This window comes from Xanthomonas phaseoli pv. dieffenbachiae (assembly GCF_008639345.1).
In the GTDB taxonomy this organism is placed as follows: Bacteria; Pseudomonadota; Gammaproteobacteria; order Xanthomonadales; family Xanthomonadaceae; genus Xanthomonas; species Xanthomonas phaseoli.
The window spans coordinates 4,964,813-4,984,030 of record NZ_CP041380.1; the positions used below are offsets into that span (position 1 = coordinate 4,964,813).

Annotated in this window: 11 protein-coding genes and 2 pseudogenes; 8 read left to right on the forward strand and 5 right to left on the reverse strand. The window is 60.8% G+C overall.

Annotated elements, in window-relative coordinates; translation table 11 throughout:
* Window positions 1-2: 2 nt before the first annotated feature.
* Window positions 3-2,495: a TonB-dependent receptor domain-containing protein gene (locus FLG15_RS22045; protein WP_057678163.1), complete on the reverse strand. Its 2,493-nt coding sequence runs from the start codon at window positions 2,493-2,495 to the stop codon at window positions 3-5.
* A gap of 113 nt (window positions 2,496-2,608) precedes the next feature.
* Here FLG15_RS22045 and FLG15_RS22050 point away from each other — a divergent pair, with 113 nt between their 5' ends.
* From FLG15_RS22050 to FLG15_RS22060, 3 genes and pseudogenes are all read left to right on the forward strand, one after another.
* Entirely contained in the window at window positions 2,609-3,727 is a 1,119-nt protein-coding gene (locus FLG15_RS22050) for an ROK family protein (RefSeq protein WP_057678164.1), read from the forward strand.
* Between the two features lie 318 nt (window positions 3,728-4,045).
* Window positions 4,046-4,729, forward strand: coding sequence for a thermonuclease family protein (locus FLG15_RS22055; protein ID WP_081023106.1), 684 nt, complete (start codon window positions 4,046-4,048; stop codon window positions 4,727-4,729).
* A gap of 283 nt (window positions 4,730-5,012) precedes the next feature.
* Window positions 5,013-6,122, forward strand: a pseudogene (locus FLG15_RS22060) (SulP family inorganic anion transporter); the annotation flags it as partial.
* A 125-nt stretch (window positions 6,123-6,247) separates the two neighbouring features.
* Here FLG15_RS22060 and FLG15_RS22065 read toward each other — a convergent pair.
* A complete protein-coding gene (locus tag FLG15_RS22065) occupies window positions 6,248-7,495 on the reverse strand; it encodes a sensor histidine kinase (RefSeq protein WP_150147780.1) in 1,248 nt (415 codons plus the stop codon).
* A 5-nt stretch (window positions 7,496-7,500) separates the two neighbouring features.
* Window positions 7,501-8,190: a response regulator gene (locus FLG15_RS22070; protein ID WP_150147430.1), complete on the reverse strand. Its 690-nt coding sequence runs from the start codon at window positions 8,188-8,190 to the stop codon at window positions 7,501-7,503.
* Window positions 8,191-8,294: 104 nt separating this feature from the next.
* Here FLG15_RS22070 and FLG15_RS22075 point away from each other — a divergent pair, with 104 nt between their 5' ends.
* The 5 genes and pseudogenes from FLG15_RS22075 to FLG15_RS22100 form a co-directional block, all read left to right on the forward strand.
* Window positions 8,295-9,755 (forward strand): efflux transporter outer membrane subunit, encoded by a 1,461-nt coding sequence (locus FLG15_RS22075; RefSeq protein ID WP_150147433.1) that lies wholly within the window; start codon window positions 8,295-8,297, stop codon window positions 9,753-9,755.
* Window positions 9,756-9,845: 90 nt separating this feature from the next.
* Entirely contained in the window at window positions 9,846-10,946 is a 1,101-nt protein-coding gene (locus FLG15_RS22080; RefSeq protein ID WP_057678167.1) for an efflux RND transporter periplasmic adaptor subunit, read from the forward strand.
* Complete coding sequence (locus FLG15_RS22085; protein ID WP_057678168.1) at window positions 10,943-14,011, forward strand: efflux RND transporter permease subunit; 3,069 nt, start codon at window positions 10,943-10,945, stop codon at window positions 14,009-14,011. Before FLG15_RS22080 ends, FLG15_RS22085 begins: the two co-directional genes overlap by 4 nt.
* Window positions 14,012-14,018: 7 nt before the next feature.
* On the forward strand, window positions 14,019-15,911 hold the full coding sequence (locus FLG15_RS22090; RefSeq protein WP_370512624.1) for an esterase/lipase family protein: 1,893 nt from the start codon (window positions 14,019-14,021) through the stop codon (window positions 15,909-15,911).
* Between the two features lie 431 nt (window positions 15,912-16,342).
* Window positions 16,343-17,388 (forward strand): annotated as a pseudogene (locus FLG15_RS22100) (IS3 family transposase); the annotation flags it as partial.
* Between the two features lie 134 nt (window positions 17,389-17,522).
* Here FLG15_RS22100 and FLG15_RS22105 read toward each other — a convergent pair.
* Together FLG15_RS22105 and FLG15_RS22110 are read right to left on the reverse strand one after the other, a co-directional pair.
* Window positions 17,523-18,179, reverse strand: a complete 657-nt coding sequence (locus tag FLG15_RS22105) for a hypothetical protein (RefSeq protein ID WP_057678547.1) — start codon at window positions 18,177-18,179, stop codon at window positions 17,523-17,525.
* Entirely contained in the window at window positions 18,179-19,210 is a 1,032-nt protein-coding gene (locus tag FLG15_RS22110; RefSeq protein ID WP_057678546.1) for an ImmA/IrrE family metallo-endopeptidase, read from the reverse strand. The genes FLG15_RS22105 and FLG15_RS22110 overlap by 1 nt, the downstream gene beginning before the upstream one ends.
* Between the last annotated feature and the right edge of the window lie 8 nt (window positions 19,211-19,218).

The following is a 19,218-nucleotide window of genomic DNA, read 5'->3' on the forward strand; positions in this document are numbered from 1 at the left end:
GCTCACCACCTCCAGGTCAGCGATGCAGTGTAGTTACGCCCAAAGATGGGTCGCGCGTAGATCGCTTCAGCGGTGCCTTGACCAGACAAGGTATCTACGCGCGCATTGCCTTCGGTCAAGCCAACAACGTTGCTGATGTTGGCTGCATGTAGTTGCAGCTCCAGGTGCTTACTCAGGTAGGTGGATAGACCAAGGTCGTAGCTTGTGTAGGCGGGCAATGCGGTGGCGTTGGTGTAGTCGACGTAGCGCTGCCCGATACGATATGCCGTTGCGGTCAGCTCGGTGGGCTTGCCAGCGATATCGAAATACAGCGTCGGGCTTAACGAGACGATGTATTTCGGGATGCGTGAGATCTGGTTACCATTCAAACCAGGAACTGCGCTGTTGGTGGTCGCGTTGCTCAGGCTTTTAGTCTGCGGATCTTGTAGAGTCACAGAGCCCGTCATACCGAACAGGTCGACTGGACGCCACGTGAACTCAGATTCCAAACCAAGTGTTTGCGTGCTGCCGACCAGGTTGAGGTTCTGCACCGCGCCCGTTGCGTCCAGAACGATTGCGCTGATCGAGAGATCATTGAAGCGGCTCCAGAACGCGACGCTGGAGAGCGAAAGCGCGTCGCCAACTGTGCCGCGCAGACCGACCTCGCCCTGGTCGATGTCGGTAACTGCTGCATTCTGGGTCTGGTAGACGTTTTGCAGGCGTGGCAGTCGCTGTGAGGCGGTGTAACGCGCGAAGGCCTGTAGCGCTGGGTTCACCGCATACTCGCCGCCGACGGTCCATTGCAACGCATGCTGGCGATCATCGCGCGCATTGAATGTGCCACTGAGGCCGCCAACGTTGTCGTCCGCCAATGTTGTTGGATCGCCAAGGTTTCGATTGGTGTTGGCGTAGACGCCGCCGTCGGCGGTATAGCGGGTGTAGCGCATGCCGGCGTCGAGACTAAAGCGTCCGAACTTCACCGAATCCCATAGATGCGGTGACAGGTAGGTGCCGCTTGCAAAGCCTCGCGTAACGCCGTTGCCGTAGCGAACAAAACCGTTCTGCGTGACAGCGCCTACCATGTTGCCGGCCGCGTCATAGGCCAGTACGTCCAGACGCTGTGGGTTGTTGCGTAGTGTGGTCAGCACCGTATTCTGCAGACGATCTTGCGCGTATTCGAAGTGCTGCACATTGATGCCGGCAGTCACCGTGTGTTGTCCGGCTTCACTGGCATCGAAGGCCTTGCTCAGGCGCAGGTCGTCGGACAACGTGCGCAGGCGGGTGCGGCTGTTCCACAAGCCGCTTTCCAATACCAGGCCGTTGCTGCCGGACGGGTCGTAAGGGCTGCCATCGGCGGCGATAACATAACCGGTGCGTGCAACGTTGGCGCCGAACCCGGTGCGCGCGCGCCCCAGTTGGGTGCCGAGATATCCTGCCGCATCGCTAGGGGCTGCGCCGGAGAACAGCGAGGTATAGTCGACCTGCGCACTGACATAGCGCATGCGGTTATCCAGCGTAACTCCATGCCCGAGGCCCCATTCCAGGTGTGTGCCGAACTGTTTGACGTTGGTGTGGATGCCGTCGGCAAGATCCAGGCTCCGCTGTTGGAGTTGGTTGCCGAAGAAGGTGGGCACGGTGGTATGTCGCAGATCGCTGGACAGCAAGGTACCGTCCAATGGATCGATCAGCGCCGAGAGCGAGCGATCGGGCACGCGTGGGTCCCGCAACGGGATCGGGTTGTAGAACGCGGTGCGGTCGTTGAGAAGTTTCGCATCCACATCCAACACCGCATCCCCCAGCAGAAAGGTGAGGGTGCCGCGCAACTGGCCTCCCTTGTCCGCTGTGTAGCCGGTGCGGCGCAAGCCATCGTCGGTACGATGGAAACCACCGATGCTGTAGAGCACGTTCTCGCTTAGCGGACCGGCACTGTAGGCATCCTGGCGCCACTGCCCATTACTTCCATTGGTTAGCCGAACCGCGCCCTCCGGCGTCGCGGTGCCATGCCGTGTGATCGCGTTGACAGTGCCGCCGGGCGCGTTGGTGGCAAACAGCGGCGAGGTGCCCCCGCGAACCACCTCCAGGCGCTCGGTCATCATGTCCAAGGAAAAGAGGTTGTCGATGTTGAGGAAGCTTTCCTGTGGCTCGTCGAACAGGGTCAGGCCATCTTCTTGGTACTGCATGTAGAACCAACCACCAGCGGGCAGTCCGCGCACGTAGAGGTTCTGGCCACCGCCTTGTCCGCCGGAGGGTTCAGCAGAGATCCCGGGCACTGCGCGAAGCATGTCCACGCTGCTGGTCGCCGAGCGGCGTTGCAAGGTCTCTTCGGAGATCACACTGATGGCGAACGGCGCGTCCTTCTGAGAGCGTCCCTTGGGTGTTCCGGTTACAACGACAGCGTCCAAGTCGACGGCTTGCCGATTCATGGATTGAGCCTCTTGGGCGGACGCCCCGGAATGGGCGGTGGCGGCCGCCAAGGCAAGCGCCAACGCGGTGATGGAAGGTGAGGTAAACGGCATGCAAAGGTCCCCAGTAAAATAATGTGGGGGTAATACTATTTACCATGTATGAAATTATTGTGTCCACATGGTAGATTTGTCGCCCGCTCCATGCAGGGCCGCATCGCGTATTCATGATGGACGTTTCCTCTGGCGTTCCAAGCCCTGGCGGGCGCTTGCTGCTTGACCATCTCTTCAAGTTCGGTGTGCAGAGCCAGGCCGCCTTACCGCGACTGCTGGGCCTCTCACAGCCCACCGTGGCCCGCTTGCTGCGGGGATTTGCGCAGAGCGATCTCTTGCGCCTTGCCTCCAGAGCGCCAGAGGGGCCGGGCAACCCAAGCGTGGACGTGCGCTTGAACCCCAACCATGCCTTTGCCTTCGGAGTCAGCATGATGGGTGACGCGTTCGCGATTGCCCTACTGGATCTGAGCGGCGCTGTGCGTGGGCAACGGCGACAGGCGATGGCACAGATGGATCGCGTGCAGGTGTTGGCGCAACTGCGTGAATTTGCTGATGAGCTGCTGGCAGAGGCGGGTGTTACGCCCACGCGCGTCCTCGGTGTGGGCGTGGGTATCTCCGCGTTTTTCAGCGGGCAGGGGGCCGAGATGGTGGGCCCACCCGCGCTGGAGGACTGGACAGGAATGGAGCTGGTGCCGTTGTTCGAACAGGCCCTCGGAGTTCCGGCGATCGTCGAAAACGACGGCGCAGTGGCCGCGGTCGCCGAGAGCCTTTACGGCATCGGTCGTGACTGCGCCGACTTCGTCTATCTCCATCTGACTAATGGATTCGGCGGCGGCATCATCAGCAACGGCCGCCTGCTCCGTGGTCATCGAGGCAATGCAGGCGAGTTCGGCGGCATCTGGACTGTGTCCGGTCTGGAGTATCCCAATCTTGACTCCTTACTGCGCTATGTGCAGGCCGCGGAAGGGAAGATGGAAACCGTCGAGCAATTGCTTCCAAACCTGACCATTGCAACGCCTGGTGTGGAAGCATGGCTCGCTATGGCCCAAGAGCCGTTCGCCCGACTCTGCAGCATCCTGTCCTATGGCCTAGACCCCCAAATGGTTATCATTGGCGGGCGGCTCCCAGCCCCATTGACAGAGGCCTTGGTGGCGCGTTTGCATGTCCCACGGGCGCCGAACCGTCACGGCCTGTCGCCGCCGCTACCTGAGCTCCGTGTCGCAGGCGTGCGTGGCGATGCCGTCATGCTTGGGGCGGGCTTGCTGCCGCTGCAGCGTGCTTTTTTTGTCTGATGTCTTTACTGGTTCAACCCAACAGCGTGAGATGAACTCCGAGCTCCCCCCGCGGCCGTAGGCGGATCAAAGAGTCATGCCCTTAACCGACTGACGTCCCTGATGAAGATCGGGACTTCGCAGCACCCTAGCTGGTGCTGGCACAAGGGCTCACGGTCGCTCAACCCGTGCGACGCCTGAGCCAACCCGTGCGACGCCTGAGCGGCAGCGTGCCCGTGCCTTACAAGATTCGACTCCCGCTGCTCTGGCAGTGCTGCGTTTCATGCAGTACGGAAGTTGCGCACACGGCTGAAAGTGTCTGGAAGGAAGTGGTTGTCGATGGTGTCGAAGGTTCTGGTGGGTCTGCTTTTGGTTTTTGCTTCGGTTGCTGGCATCGCAGCAGAATTGGTAGGCCGCGCCACGGTCACGGACGGCGATACCCTCACCGTGTCGAAGCAACGCATTCGCCTATGGGGGATCGACGCCCCGGAAAGTAACCAGCTATGCATCAGGAGCAACGGACGCTCCTGGCCATGTGGCCGGCGGTCCGCAGCCGCGCTAGACGACTATCTGCTGGACAAGACCGTTCGCTGCCAGCCCAAGGACACGGACCACTACGGCCGAGTGGTAGCCGAGTGCTTTCTCCACGGGGAGTCGGTCAACCGCTGGATGGTGAGTTCTGGTTGGGCAGTTGCGTATCGACAATATTCCACGTCCTTCGTTGCTGACGAGAGCATTGCTCAGCAACACAAGCTCAACATCTGGAGCGGCTCTTTTCAGTTGCCAGCAGACTTCAGACGCGCAAAGCGCGCTTCATCAGTTAAGACCTCATTTTCTACTACGCTCCCAGTCGCTACTGGCTGCAACATCAAAGGCAACCTCTCCCGCAACGGAAAGAGGATCTTTCACATGCCTGGGCAACGTGACTACGAACGCACTTACACAACTCCCGCACGGGGCAAGCGAATGTTCTGTACGCCCACCGAGGCCCTGAAGGCAGGATGGCAGCCGGCAAGGCGCTGATGCCCTTGCTGTGGAAGGCCGGCCCAGTCGGTATATAGGGAGGACTAAAGCAGGAAATTTGATGTGGAACATGGCACAACATAAAAGGGATGAGGGCCACATGTAATCGCTGGTGACAGATCAGCTAAGTACTGGCTTTTTTTTTTCGCGAAGTCAGGGGCGATGGGACGTGAAGTTGTTGGGTAGTTTTAGGGCGGCTTCAACAAGTCATGGTTGACGTTGACCGAGCGGCTTTCGCGTTTTCGTAGAGTGAGAGACCGCCCTTACTGACGGCACAGCTTACGGCTTCGTCAACGCGCCAGCAATCCTGATTTTTCTGGCTCAGTTGCCCGAGTTGGTCGGCATGCCTTGGCAGGTCTACGCAGTCTGTGCGGTGGCCCTGGCCATCATCTATTTGCTGCCGCTGTTTACCAGGACGATTCCCTCGCCCTTGGTCGCGATCGTGGCGATGACGGCCGTATGCATGTTTTGGGGCATCGATATCCGTACTGTCGGCGACATGGGCAGATTGCCCGATAGCCTGCCGACATTTTTCCTGCCCGATGTTCCTTTGACCTCGGATACCTTTCGCATCCTGTTTCCGGTTTCGGCGACGTTGGCGATGGTGGGTGTACTGGAGTCGCTAATGACAGCGCAGATTGTGGAAGACATGACCGACACGCCTTCGCAACGCAATCGCGAATGTATCGGCCAGGGCGTGGCCAACATGATTGCTGGGTGTTTTGGCGGCATGGCAGGGTGCGCGATGGTCGGCCAGTCGGTGATCAACGTAAGTTCAGGCGGGCGCGGACGCCTGTCCTGCCTGGTGTCGGGCGTGGTGCTGCTGCTTATGGTGGTCTACGGCGCGCCATGGGTTAGCCAGATTCCGATGGCCGCGCTGGTGGCGGTGATGATCATGGTGAGCATCGGCACTTTCAACTGGAGGTCGTTTGGCGACCTGAAGACTCACCCCAAGAGCTCGTCGGTGGTGATGATCGGGACGGTGGTCGTCACTGTGCTGACACACGACCTGGCCAGGGGAGTGCTGGCGGGCGTGCTGCTGTCTGCCTTGTTTTTTGCCCGCAAGGTTGGGCGCATGTTGAATGTCTTGGAGCGGGATGTGGATTCGGACACGCGCGTGTACGAGGTGCGTGGCCAGGTGTTCTTCGCCTCTGCTGGACAATTCGCGTCCAGCTTCGATTTCCTGAGCAGTCCGAAGAAAGTGATCGTCGATCTCACCCATGCCCACTTCTGGGACATCAGCGCGGTGGGGGCGCTAGATCGCGTGGTGCTGAAGCTGCGATCCCATGGGGTACAAGTCGATGTCATCGGCTTGAACGAGGCCAGCGATACGCTCATCGATCGGCTGGGAACCCATCGCCGGGAAGGTGCGACGCTGTCGCTTGGCCATTGAGGCCAACGGACACCAGCGTGCCAGTGGCATGGTGATGCCGGGTGCATGCCCATGTCTGCGAGCACGGCGGAGTGCCTGCGGCAGCCTGTCAGAGAGTGCGCCGGGGTGGCAGCCGCCCGGCTGGGTTACCGGCCGTCGGACTGGGGAGGGATCGCCTTGCGAGGCAACTGGATGGCGGCAAGGAGTCCGCCTCCATCCCGGTTGCTGAAGCTCAGCTGCCCACCGTGGGTCTGGCAGATCGCCGAAGCGATCGCCAGCCCCAGTCCACTTCCACCGGACTGTCGCGCGCGTGAGTGTTCTGCGCGCCAGAAGCGATCCATCAAGCGCGGAAGATCGCCAGGATCCACGCCGGGACCTCGGTCGCCGACAAGAATGTGGTACAGCTCTGGCTCGGCCGCGACGGACAGCTCCAGCACCTGGCCAGAGCTGCCGTAGCGGATGGCATTGTCGATCAGGATCGACACCACCTGACCCAGGCGAGCGCGGTCGCCCGGCACGTCCAGATCGGATGGAATGTTGCAGCTGATGGCCATACCTGCCCGGCTCAGTGCAGGAGTAGCCCATTCCAGCCGCTCGTTGATCAAATCGGTCAACGAGAAGTTATCTATCTCCAGGACCAACTGTCCGGCACGCGCAAGCGAAACCAGATGTAGCTCGCTCACCAGCCGGTTGATCTGTTCCAGCTGTGCATGCACCAGTGCCAATTGCTCCGGCGCACGTGGGAATACCTCGTCCAACATCCCTTGTACGCGACCCATCGCTGCGGTGAGCGGGGTACGCAGTTCATGCGCAAGCATGGCACTGGATTCGCGCAACTCCCGCTCATACTGCTGAAGCTTGGAGCTCATTCCATTGAAGTCAACCGCGAGTCCGGTGAGTTCCCTGGGGGCGCCATCCACGACGGGGACGCTCCCGCCGAACTGACCCTCACTGACCCGATGTGCGACGCGAGCGACATGCAGCAGCTGCCGTGAAAGCGGCCGGGCAATCAATAATCCACAGAGCAGGATCAACGGAATAAACACCACCACCATGCTACTCAACACAACCCAGTCCGGATTGCTCATTCCAGGAAGCACCAGATGGATGTCGTAGTAACGTTCGAGCAATTGCCACAAGCGCGCCTCGTTTACGTCGGGCTGTGCCCGCAACAACTGGATCTCTGCCTGAACGTCTGGTGGAACATCGCGCAGGATTAGGTAATCTCGGATATTGAAGTACGTCCATAGGTAATCTCGGATATTGAAGTACGTCCACATGCTGAATGCGATCAAGCAGACCGTGGTGATCGCCAGGCCACTGATTCGCATCCCGATCCACAACGAAAGCGGCGCGTTGCGGTGTGCCATGAGCCATCTGCGTAGTTTCCGCATCATTCTCACTTGAACCGGTATCCGACAGAGCGGACTGTAATCAGCACGCCGGTGATGCCGTGTTGATCGAGCTTGCGTCGTAGATTCAGGACGTGAGTATCCAGAACCCGCTCCAACGCATCGCTATCGGGCAGACAGGCCTCCAGTAACTCGCTACGCGTAAAGGCCTTGGAGGGGGTCCGCAGAAGGGTCATCAGGAGCGTGAATTCGGTGCGAGTCAGCTCCAATGGCACGAGGCTGCCGTCTGCGGACTCGATGTGCGCCGCGAAGCTGGCGGGATCTACACGCAGGCGCTCATAGCGGAGTACTTCTTCGATGTTGCGCGTTGTCATCGTGCGGCGCATGACGGCAAAGACCCGTGCTACCACTTCCTTGGGGCTGTAAGGCTTGACGACGTAATCATCGGCGCCGTAGCGCAAGGCGCCGAGCTTTTCCGGCTCATCACCAATGGCAGTCACCATGATGACAGGGGTGTCGCCCACTCGGCGGATCGCCGACAACACTTCGATGCCACTCAAGGCGGGCAGCATCATGTCCAGCAGGACAAGGTCAGGCTTCCACTGCGCATGCAATTGCACCGCGCGAATCCCGTCTGCGGCAATCGCGACATCGAAACCTTCCCTGCGCAGGTATGCCTCCAGAACGCTGGCGCTATCAGCGTCGTCCTCGACGACCAGGACCTTCTTTGCTGCCATGCGTCCTCCGGTGTTCTTGTCTTGATGAAATCTTGATGAAGTCCCGAGGGAACCTTGAATATCGGCCCCGATGCTATGCCTCGGTCGGTCCACAGGCATATCCCATGATTCCACAGATTGCAGCAGGCAACCCCGTCAGACATGCGGCCCTGGCGCTGGCATTGGCCGCCGTATTGGGTGGCTGTTCACTTGCGCCTACCTATGAACGCCCCTCGGTGGCGTTGCCGGCCAGTTTTGCTGCCGCGCAGGCACCTGCCGCCGGTGCACCAGATGCGACGGCGCAGGCCCAGGAATTGACCGCTCAGGAACTGGAGTTCTTGCGGTCCTTCGCTCCCCGCACCGACCTGGCGCCGCTGGTGAAGGCCGCGCTGGCTCACAATGCCGATTACCGCCTGGCAGCACTGCAGGTCGAACAGGCGCGCGCGCAGTACCGCATCGAGCGCTCGGCGCGCCTGCCGACGGTGGGAGTGGATGCGCAGCGCATTCGCCAGATCTACGATGACCCGGACCTGCAACTGCGTTTCCAGCAGGAACTGTCGGTGACCACGGTCGGTATTGGCGATTTCGAGCTGGATTTCTTCGGCAAGCTGAAGTCCCTGTCCGACGCCGCACGTGCACGCTACCTGGCCTCCACGCACGGCCAACAGGCTGCGCGTGGGGCTCTGATCGCCGAGGTAGTGCGCGCCTACACGCTGGAGCGTACCGCCGCGCAATCGCTGGCGATCCAACGGTCCATCGAGGCGGACGCCACTATTTTACTGGGCTATGCCGCCCGCCAGCATGCGGTGGGCCTGCTGTCGCAGGATGACCTTGGCCGGCAGCGCGCCGAGGCCGATCTAGTGCATGTGCGCACGCGCCAGGCTGCGGACGACCATCGCGCCGCACAACGCGCCTTGCGCGTTCTGGCCGGCTTCGATGCCGGCCAGACGGGGGGCGAACTGAACGCCTTGGTTAGCGACCAGGTCGCGACTACCGCATTGCGTGGGCTGAACTCGGAGGTGTTGCTTCAACGTCCGGATGTGCAACAGGCCGAGGCCGAATTGCGGGCGCGCAATGCCGATATTGGTGCAGCCCGCGCGGCCTTCTTCCCCTCCATCCGCCTGAGCACGGGGCTTGGAACGGCAAGCAGTGCGCTCAGCGGCCTGTTCGACAGCGGTAGCCGGACCTGGTCCTTCATCCCGCAGATCACGCTGCCGATCTTCGACTTCGGCCGCAACCGTTCCAATCTGGATCTGGCGCAGGTGCGCAAGCAGGCCGGCATCGTCGAGTACGAGCGCACCATCGAGTCGGCGTTCCGCGAGGTGGCCGATGCACTCGATGCGCATGCCACGCTGGGCGATGCACGCCAGCGCAGCCAGGCCTACGTGCAGCGCGAGCAAGCACGAGTGGAGCGCATGAGGGTGCGGGTAGAGCACGGCCTGCAGGACCGTAGTGCGTTGCTGGAGGAACGGGTGCAGCTCGGACGCGCGGAGCTGGACAACCTGGCGGTCGAGCGCGATGTCGCGCTGAACCGGATCGCCGTGTTCCGCGCGTTCTACGGCGTCCGGCTTCCCGCCGCATCGTGACAGCCAGCCTTCGGCAACAGCGTTTTCCAACGCACTGATGGTGCCCACTTCTTTTGATCATCAAACACTCGGACAGGACTTCTCGTGACCATGCAATCCTCCATTCTCACCACTGCCCTGCTTGCCGCACTACTGGCGCTGCCGGGTTGTTCCAACGATGCCAAGCCTGCACAGGATGCTCCGCGCGCGGTCAAGCTGACCCCCATCGGGACCGACATCGCCGGTCCGACGCGCTTCACGGCCACCGTCCGGCAGGAGCAGCGCAGCGAGCTGGCATTCGAAAACGGCGGGCGCATCAAGGCCATCTATGTGGATGTGGGTGACCGCGTGCGCGAGGGGCAACTGCTGGCGCAACTGGACCTGGAGCCGGCGCGTCTTCGCTTGCAGCAAGCCCAGGCCAATGCGGCATCGGCCGCCGCCGACCTGCGCGAGCGCAAGATTCAGCTAGACCAGCAGACTGCCATGTTCACCGATGGCGCCACCTCGCAGGCCACCTTGACCACCGCCACCGTGGCAGCCGATGCCGCCCGGGCGCGGCTGCAGGTGGCCGAGTCCGATCGTGCTCTGGCTCAGCGCGCGCTGCGTCAGGCCGATATCCGTGCGCCGTTCGATGGCAACGTAGTTGCCCGCCTGCAGCAGCCGCACGTGGATGTGCCGGCCGGCCAGGGGGTACTGCAATTGGAAGGGCAGGGCCGGACCCAGGTGGTGGCTTTGTTGCCGCCGCAGGTAGCCGACCTCAGCCCCGGAAGCACGGTTGCCGCGACACGCACCGACGTGGCCAAGGAGCCTGTGATGCTGCGCCTGCGCAGCGTGGCCGCCGGCCTGGATAACGCCGCCACCGTACAGGCGATCTTTGATGTGCAATCCGGTGGCGGCACCCTGCGCAGCGGCGAGAGCATGCTGCTGTCTCTGCCCGGTGCGCACGAGGCGCAGCCATCGCTGCCGCTTGCCGCGCTTTTGCCTCATCGCGATAACCGCAGCGGCACGGTCTTCGTCTACGTTTCGGGCAAGGGGCGGGTGGAGCGCCGCAAAGTGACCATCGGAGCGATCGAGGGTGATCGGGTGCAGATCCGTGCGGGCCTGCGTGCTGGTGAGCAAGTGGTCAGCGCAGGCGCGGCGTTCCTCACCGATGGCCAGCCGGTGGTGCCCTTCGCTTCCAGTAGCAAGCTCACTGCGGGAGGTGCGCTGTGAATCTCACCCGATCGGCGCTTGCATCGAGCCGCCTGACCCTGTTCACCGCACTGCTGGTACTGGTGGGCGGTGTGCTGACGTTTCTCAATTTTCCATCGCAGGAGGAACCCTCGGTCACCATCCGCGATGCAGTCGTGCAGTTGGCCTATCCGGGCATGCCGACAGAGAAGGTGGAAACCCTGCTTGCGCGTCCGGTGGAAGAAAACCTGCGCAGTCTAGCGGGCATCAAGAAGATCGTGACGACCGTGCGCCCGGGCAGCGCCATCTTGCAAATCACCGCCCACGATTCGGTGGCCGATCTGCCCGCGCTATGGTTGCGTGTCCGCGCCAAGGCCGCGGAGGTAGGGGGCGCCCTGCCGGCCGGCACGATGGGGCCCTTCGTGGATGACGACTTCGGGCGCGTATCGGTGGCCTCAATCGCCGTGACCGCACCGGGTTTCAGTATGAGCGAAATGCGCGGGCCGCTGCGCAAGATGCGCGAACAGCTCTACACGCTGCCCGGCGTGGAGCGCGTATCGCTGTATGGCTTGCAGGAAGACCGCATCTACATTGCCTTTGATCGTGTGCGCCTAGTCGAAGCCGGCCTGAGTCCGGCATCGGTGATCGACCAGCTGCGCCGCCAGAACGTCGTTGTCCCCGGTGGGCTGGTATCGGCCTCCGGGATGGCGATGACGGTGGCCACCTCCGGCGAGGTCGGCAACGTACAGGCCCTGAAGCAGGTGCTGATCAACACGCAGGGCAGCGGTGGTGCGCGCGAGATCGCGCTGGGTGCACTGGCCCAGGTGCAGGTCATGCCTGCCGATCCCCCGGAAACGGCAGCTATCTACCAAGGACAGCCGGCAGTAGTGGTGGCCGTATCGATGGCCAGTGGCTACAACGTGGTGAGTTTCGGCAAGGCGCTGCGCGAGAAATTGGTGGAAACCGCCAGCCTGCTGCCCACCGGCTTCCAACAGCATGTGGTGACCTTCCAGGCTGACGTTGTCGACCGCGAAATGAGCAAGATGCACCAAGTGATGGGCGAGACGGTGGTGATCGTCATGGCCGTGGTCATGCTGTTCCTGGGCTGGCGCACAGGATTGATCGTCGGTGCGATCGTGCCCCTGACCATCCTCGGCTCGCTGATCCTGATGCGCGTATTGAACGTTGAACTGCAGACCGTATCGATCGCGGCCATCATCCTGGCCCTGGGGTTGCTGGTGGACAACGGCATCGTGATTGCCGAGGACATCGAGCGACGCCTCATGGCCGGTGAAGAACGCTTCCATGCCTGCGTGGAGGCCGGGCGTACGCTGGCGATCCCGCTGCTGACATCTTCGTTGGTGATCGTGCTGGCCTTCTCGCCGTTCTTTTTCGGGCAGACAAGCACCAACGAATATATGCGTTCGCTGGCAGTCGTGCTGGCCATCACCCTGCTCGGCTCGTGGCTGCTCAGCATTACCGTCACCCCGCTGCTGTGTCTGTACTTTGCGCGCGCGCATGCCGGTGAGCACAACGAGGACAACTACAACTCCAAGTTCTATCGCGCCTACCGTGCAGTGATCGAGCGTCTGCTCGAGTTCAAGTTGCTGTTCATCAGCACGATGCTGCTGGCGCTGGGCGGCGCGGTCGTGGTCCTGTCTTCGATTCCCTATGACTTCTTGCCCAAGTCTGACCGGCTGCAATTTCAGATCCCGGTCACCCTGCGCGCCGGCGCGGACTCACGCCAGACCCTGCAGTCGGTGGAGACCATGAGCCGCTGGTTGGCCGACAAACGCGCTAATCCGGAGATTGTCGACAGCATCGGCTACGTGGCCGACGGCGGTCCCCGCATCGTTCTCGGTCTTAACCCTCCGCTGCCTGGCTCCAACATCGCCTACTTCACCGTGAGCGTGAAGCCTAAGACCGATATCGACCAGGTCATCGACCGTGTCCGCCAGTACGTGCGCAAGACCCTGCCGGACGTACGCGCCGAACCCAAGCGTTTCTCCCTCGGTGCCACCGAAGCCGGCGTGGCGGTGTATCGGGTGACTGGTGCCGATGAGCAGGTGCTGCGAACGGCCGCCGACCAGATTGCCGATGCATTGCGCAGCTTGCCGGGAACCCTGGATGTCACCGATGACTGGCAGGCACGCATCCCACGTTACATAGTGCAGGTGGACCAGTTGAAGGCACGCCGTGCAGGGGTCAGCAGCGACGACATCGCACAGGCACTGCAACTGCGCTATAGCGGCGTGCCGGCCTCGCAGATACGCGACGATGGTGTCGACGTGCCGATCCTGCTGCGTGGCGATGCGGGCGAGCGTGCGGGCAACGGGAGCCCAGCCGACACCCTGGTGTACCCGCAGAGCGGCGGCAAGCCATTGCCACTTTCGGCAATCGCCAGCATCCAGCATGACAGCGAGCCTTCCACCCTGATGCGGCGCAACCTGGAGCGTGCTATCACCGTCACCGGCCGCAATCCGGACTCCACCACCAGCGAAATGGTTGCCGCGCTGGCTGACAAGATCGCCAAGATCACGTTGCCACCCGGTTACCGTATCGAACTGGGTGGAGAGATCGAAGACTCGGCCGAAGCCAACCAGGCCCTGCTGGAGTACATGCCGCACGCATTGGGAGCGATCCTGCTGCTGTTCATCTGGCAATTCAACTCTTTCCGCAAGTTGTTCATCGTGGTGTCGGCGATCCCCTTCGTACTGATTGGCGCTGCCCTTGCCTTGCTGGTCACCGGCTATCCGTTCGGCTTCATGGCTACCTTCGGCCTGCTTGCCTTAGCCGGTATCATCGTCAACAACGCAGTACTGTTGCTGGAGCGCATCGAAGCCGAACTGGCCGAAGGTCTGCCGCGACGCGAGGCGGTGATCTCTGCGGCAGTCAAGCGGCTACGCCCCATCGTGATGACCAAGCTCACGTGCATCGTCGGCCTGATCCCGTTGATGCTATTTGCCGGCCCGTTGTGGACCGGTATGGCCATCACCATGATCGGCGGCTTGGCATTGGGAACCCTGGTCACCCTGGGGATGATCCCGATCCTGTACGACGTGCTGTTTGGACTGCGCTTGCTGGAACGCGACAAGAGTGTCCCATGACATGAGACTGTTGCCGCGACGTTCCAGTGTGTGTCGTCTGTCCTGCCTGCTGTGGCTGCTGGTCGTGATTACGGCCAGTGGCTGCGCGGCGGTGACGCTCAAGCCTGTCAAGCCACGCGCCTATCTAGAGATGCGCCGCGGCGATGCACTCACGACCGGTCAACTGGGCGACAGCACGACCGAAAGCCTGCGTCTGCTCGGATTGGATCGCGCCCGCTGCATGCATGCCCGCAACCAGTGTATCCAGGCGCTTCTGCACGAGGGGGCGCTGACCTCGGAGCGGGGCTTGTCGGCGGCGGCGGAGGTGTCTTTGCTGCATGCGCTCAAGCAAACATCCGGTGCCAGCGATGCCATGTCCGACACTACACTTTCCGGTTGGCTGGAAACGGCCCGGTATGCCTACGCCTATCTGTTCTTCAGTGAGCGCGCACCGGACAAGCGTGCTTTCGAGGATCGCCAAACCCAGGTCCGCGATTACTACAACTATGCGACCGAGCAGATCGTGGCGGGACTGTTCCAGCGTTACCGGCAGCTGACACCGGAGGGTGGCACCTCCACCCATCTGCCCGCACCCGCGCCCTGGCAGATTGATCTGGATGTCAGCGCGCTAGGGCCGCTAGAGCAGATTCCCATGCCCGAGGCATTGATTCCGGCCTCGAAGATGCAGTTCAAGGGGCTACGCAGCGTGTACCGGCGTGATGGATTTGGTACGGAAATGGTAGCGGTGCTGCCAGATCAGGAACACCAGGCTCCAGCTGCCTCCGACAATGTGGTGATGCCTGGTGACTTCAGCGAAATGCACACGCCCAACATCACTGCCGTGCTGCGCTTCAAAGGCGACTCGCTCGCCGAGGTGCTTGCGACCTCCCGACTCATCCTGGAAGGTTACGATCCATTGCAGAGCGACAGCGCGCGGTTCGGCGGTTACCAGGTCCCGCTGGCAGCGAACTACACGGCCGGCTATGGGGTTTGGTTGGCACGCTCGGGCTTTGCCGGACAATCACTGCGCACTTTGTTCGGGATGCGCAAAGGCTTGACCCAGCCACGCCTGATCATGCTGCAACCCTACGACCCGAATAGACGGGTCCTACTCCTCATGCACGGACTTGGCAGCAGCCCCGAAGCCTGGGTGAATCTGGCCAATGAAGTGGTTGGCGACGCCTCCCTGCGCCAGCGCTATCAGATCTGGATGATGTACTACCCTACCAATCTGCCGCTGGCCTACAACCATATCGCTATCCGCCGTACCATCGAGCGCGCGTTGAACGCCTTCGACCCCCAACGCCGCAACCCAGCATCCGGGCACATGGTGCTGGTTGGCCACAGCATGGGCGGAGTGTTGGCGAGGCTGATGATTTCTTCCAGTGACGGCGACCTATTATGGCAACGCCTGCTCGGTGAACTCCAGCAGGAGCGCAGCGTACGCGCGCGCAGCAAGTTGGGGCCGTTGCTGCAGTTCGAACCGATGCCGGAGATCGGGCGGGCGGTGTTCATCGCTGCCCCACAGCGCGGGACGGTGGCAGCCAGCGGCATGATGGCCGGCGTCGTGCGTCGCATGGTCGGTATTCCTAAAGCATTCCTGCATCGCTTTGCCGATGTCATGGATGTCGCCAGCGATATCCCCAACCGTCTGCCCACCAGCATGGACAACCTGCGCGAGAGCGATCCGTTCATCCAGGCTGCCGTAGACCTGCCCATCAGCCCGCAGGTCCCTTATCACTCCATCATTGCCCGGCGCTCGGAGCAGGGTGACCTGTCGCTTGCCGACGATGGCTTTGTTCCTTACAGCAGCGCGCACCTGCCAGGCGCCGTGTCGGAGAAGATCATCTTCTCCGGGCACAGCGTACAAGAAACACCTGGAGCCATCCTTGAAATAAAACGTATCTTAAGTACAGATTAACGAACCAACTAAAGGAGATTTGAAATAAAAATCAGCGCGCAGCCGTAAGATGGGCAATCTTGTGTAGTAGATCATTGAAAAAATGGGGCTTGCTGATAAATATTGTTCTTGGAGGAAGGCCTCTAGGTGATCACCCCAGCCCAGACGTTAACATGGCTGGCAAGTTGTTGCCTCTAGAACGGAGAAAAGAAATTAGTCCGTAGCCATCCAGTTCGCCTGATATCTGAAGGTCCGTGAATATCAAGAATATCTCGGGTGCTCTTTAATCAGTGAAATCGCTTCCAGAGGGTTTGATGCTTCGAGCGTTCTATACACCCGTGAGCTTCCCAGCCTGGCAGACACCGCATAAGTAGATATTTCTGGCATCGTTACCTCAGCCAGGAGTTTCTATGCGCACCTCAAAAGTCACCGGGACGTAGAGCGTCGCGACGCTCAAGCAGGCCGACGCCGGCGTGGCCGTCAAGGACATCTGTCGCCAGGTCGGTATCAGCACAGCGACCTACTGCCAGTGGAAGAGCAAGTACGGAAGCCTGGGGGGCTTCGGAGCTGCTGCGGGTCAAGGAGCTTGAGCCCGAAAACGCCAAGCTCAAACGGATGTACGCCGAGTTGGCGCTCGAAAACGCAGCCATGAAGGATCTCATTGCAAAAAACTCTAGGGCCGGCGCGCAAGCGCGAGGCCGTGCGGTACCTGATCGAGGTGCATGCGCGGCCGCTGCGTCGGTCCTGTGCATGCGTCGGGCTTGCACGTGCGGCGTGGTAAGTGCTACCGCTCGACTGGACAGTACGCGATGCCGAGTTGATCTCGGCGATCGCACGTGTGGTCGAAGATCGGCCGACTCGCGGCTTTTGGAAATGCAGCGACGTGCTGCGCAGGACGCGCTCTGACTGGAACCCGAAGAGAATTTGTCGCGTGTATAAGGCCATGCGGCTCAACCTGCGCCGCGCTGCGAAGCGGCGACTTCCCAAGCGCGAGCATGTCGCGCTGTATGTCCCAAGGTTGCCTGATACCGTCTGGTCGGTCGACTTCATGAGCGACGCTTTGGCGTGTGGCCAGCACTTTCGCACCTTCAACGTGGTCGACGACTTCAACCGCGAGATGCTTCACATCGAGGTGGATACGTCGATCAACTCGCATCGTCTGGTGCGCGTGTTCGAGCAGATCAAGCACGATCATGGCCTGCCGCAGGTCGTGCGTTCCGACTACGGGCCCGATTTTCTGGGCGAAGCACTTACCAGCTGGCTGAAAGTCAATGGCGTGACGATCAACTACATCAAACCCGGCAAACCGAACCAGAACGCCTTCATCGAACGTTTCAACCGCACCTTCCGCTACGCCTAGCTGGCCACAACATTATTCGACACCATCGAGCAGGTTCAGGACAAGGCCACGCGCTGGCTATGGACGTACAACCATGAGCGCCCCAACATGGCACTCGGCGGCATCACCCCAGCAATGAAATTGGCGATGGCCGCGTAGCTCCACTTTTGGCGAACGCTAGAAGTGGCGGGATTACCGTTGACGGTCAGATCTGCTTGCTTTCCGCAGATGTTGCCAATGCCCTAAAGCCGGGCCCACTGGAAACTTGAACGTCATCGTGATCGAGATAGGTATTAGAGAGATAGTCCTGCAAGGTAGGGCGATTCGTATTTGCCCGAGGTATTGACTCGAAGTTCATTGAGGTAGCTATGGAGTCCCTCGGAGATGGCCGCCTCACCTGCTGGTACGGATCTTCCGAAGATGTTTGAAATGGCGATGTTGACGTCAGGTTGTCGCCTGACTCGCTCAGAAACATACTCCCACCCAAAGTGTCTGATCAGAATCGCCACTGCCTCTTCCAGGCACATAATTTGCGCCCAGCTGAAGTTGCTTTGGACCTGCCCCTCAACCTTGCACAGTGCGATCAAGGAACGCTTGTCACCTGTAACAAGACCTGCATTGTTGTCATCGCAGATCGCCGCAAACAGTGCCAGCTCACCACCGTCAATGTCTGGAGTGCCCTCCAGGAGCGCATAGTTTGCCGACTCAAGCAGCACGACTACCTCACTAGCTTCAGCAGCGAGGCGGACTGCCTGTTCCATAGCCATCTGGCTACCGAGCTTGTGCAGTGCTTTGGTCGGTTTGGCCAAGTGGAGCTGATAACGCAACTGGGCCAAGATGCAGAAGTCCGCCAGAGTCAGACCTAGTGCCGTCGCCAGGTCCTCCATCAATCCGTACTGGCACAGAGCCTTGGCAGCATCGCTGTCAATCAGATAGTGGGTTGCGCTCATCAGAATCCTTGCATGCTGAGCAGGTACGTCCGGTTGTCGTCAGACAACCGGTCAACCTGACAGTGCGCCATGAACTGCCGCTTGATCTGCTTGGTTGCATCGGACTGGTCGGGGAAGTAGCCAAGTGCTGTGGTAGCAAGCATCCAGTCGTCGTGCTCGCGCCCATAGCTGAGAATGATGTGTCCCGGATCCACACCCAGCTCTTTGCCTCTCTTGACGGCCAAGTTGGCTAACTGAGCGGCAGATACGGGGCCAGAATTTTCAATAGATAGTCGCGAGTGTCCATTGCGCAACAGGCAAAGGGCGAACTGGTCGGCCTGGCGCTCCTCAGCGTCTTCTGTGCGGTAGGCGTCTCTTTCAATGGCGTCTGTAATGGGATCCATCCCCTCGTCGACCAAGACGCCACTGCTAGCCACGTGCCCGAGGCAAAGGTGGGCAAGTTCATGTGCAAGAACAAACAGTTGGCGAGCGTTCTGATCGGATTGGTAGCCCAGGACGATCACCGGATTGCCATCAATCTGGAGCGCCATTCCAGTAACGCGCTTGCTTCCGCGGGGAAGATCCTTCAGGAACAAAACAGGGACGCCCTGCGCCCAGCAGAACTCAAGTAAAACCGAAAAGGTGATGGCGTTGGCACCGCTCTTGATCTGGATTTGCTTTGCTAGCTTGGTGGGATCTTTGGGGAGATAGTCACTCGGCTCATCCATGCAGAACCGAGCCAGCCTGCCCAACGCCATGGCCAAGCTGGCGCATACGTGCAACTCAGATTCCTGAGTTGCTACGCGCTTCTTGTAGCGAACTGGCTTACTCTTGGCAACAACCTCCAGCTCGCCGCTTTCGGCAAAGCGTACGTCCAGGCCAAGCCGCTGCTTGAGAATCGAGGCGAACTGGATCGCTCCAGTGCTTGTCTTGAAAAGTGCGTTGTCCCACCACTCTGGCAACAGGCGTGCGACAAAGCTCTTGGGAAACCCGGCCGCACAGAGCGCGTCGTACGCACTCTTCACTGTCACTGTTGGCGTGTTCTTATTCATCCTTGGCC

Coding starts and splice junctions, on each gene's coding strand:
- FLG15_RS22055 (WP_081023106.1), top strand. CDS start 4,046: ATGGTGTCGAAGGTTCTGGTGGGTCTGCTTTTGGTTTTTGCTTCGGTT.
- FLG15_RS22050 (WP_057678164.1), top strand. CDS start 2,609: ATGATGGACGTTTCCTCTGGCGTTCCAAGCCCTGGCGGGCGCTTGCTG.
- FLG15_RS22070 (WP_150147430.1), bottom strand. CDS start 8,190: ATGGCAGCAAAGAAGGTCCTGGTCGTCGAGGACGACGCTGATAGCGCC.
- FLG15_RS22045 (WP_057678163.1), bottom strand. CDS start 2,495: ATGCCGTTTACCTCACCTTCCATCACCGCGTTGGCGCTTGCCTTGGCG.
- FLG15_RS22075 (WP_150147433.1), top strand. CDS start 8,295: ATGATTCCACAGATTGCAGCAGGCAACCCCGTCAGACATGCGGCCCTG.
- FLG15_RS22110 (WP_057678546.1), bottom strand. CDS start 19,210: ATGAATAAGAACACGCCAACAGTGACAGTGAAGAGTGCGTACGACGCG.
- FLG15_RS22080 (WP_057678167.1), top strand. CDS start 9,846: ATGCAATCCTCCATTCTCACCACTGCCCTGCTTGCCGCACTACTGGCG.
- FLG15_RS22105 (WP_057678547.1), bottom strand. CDS start 18,179: ATGAGCGCAACCCACTATCTGATTGACAGCGATGCTGCCAAGGCTCTG.
- FLG15_RS22065 (WP_150147780.1), bottom strand. CDS start 7,495: ATGCGGAAACTACGCAGATGGCTCATGGCACACCGCAACGCGCCGCTT.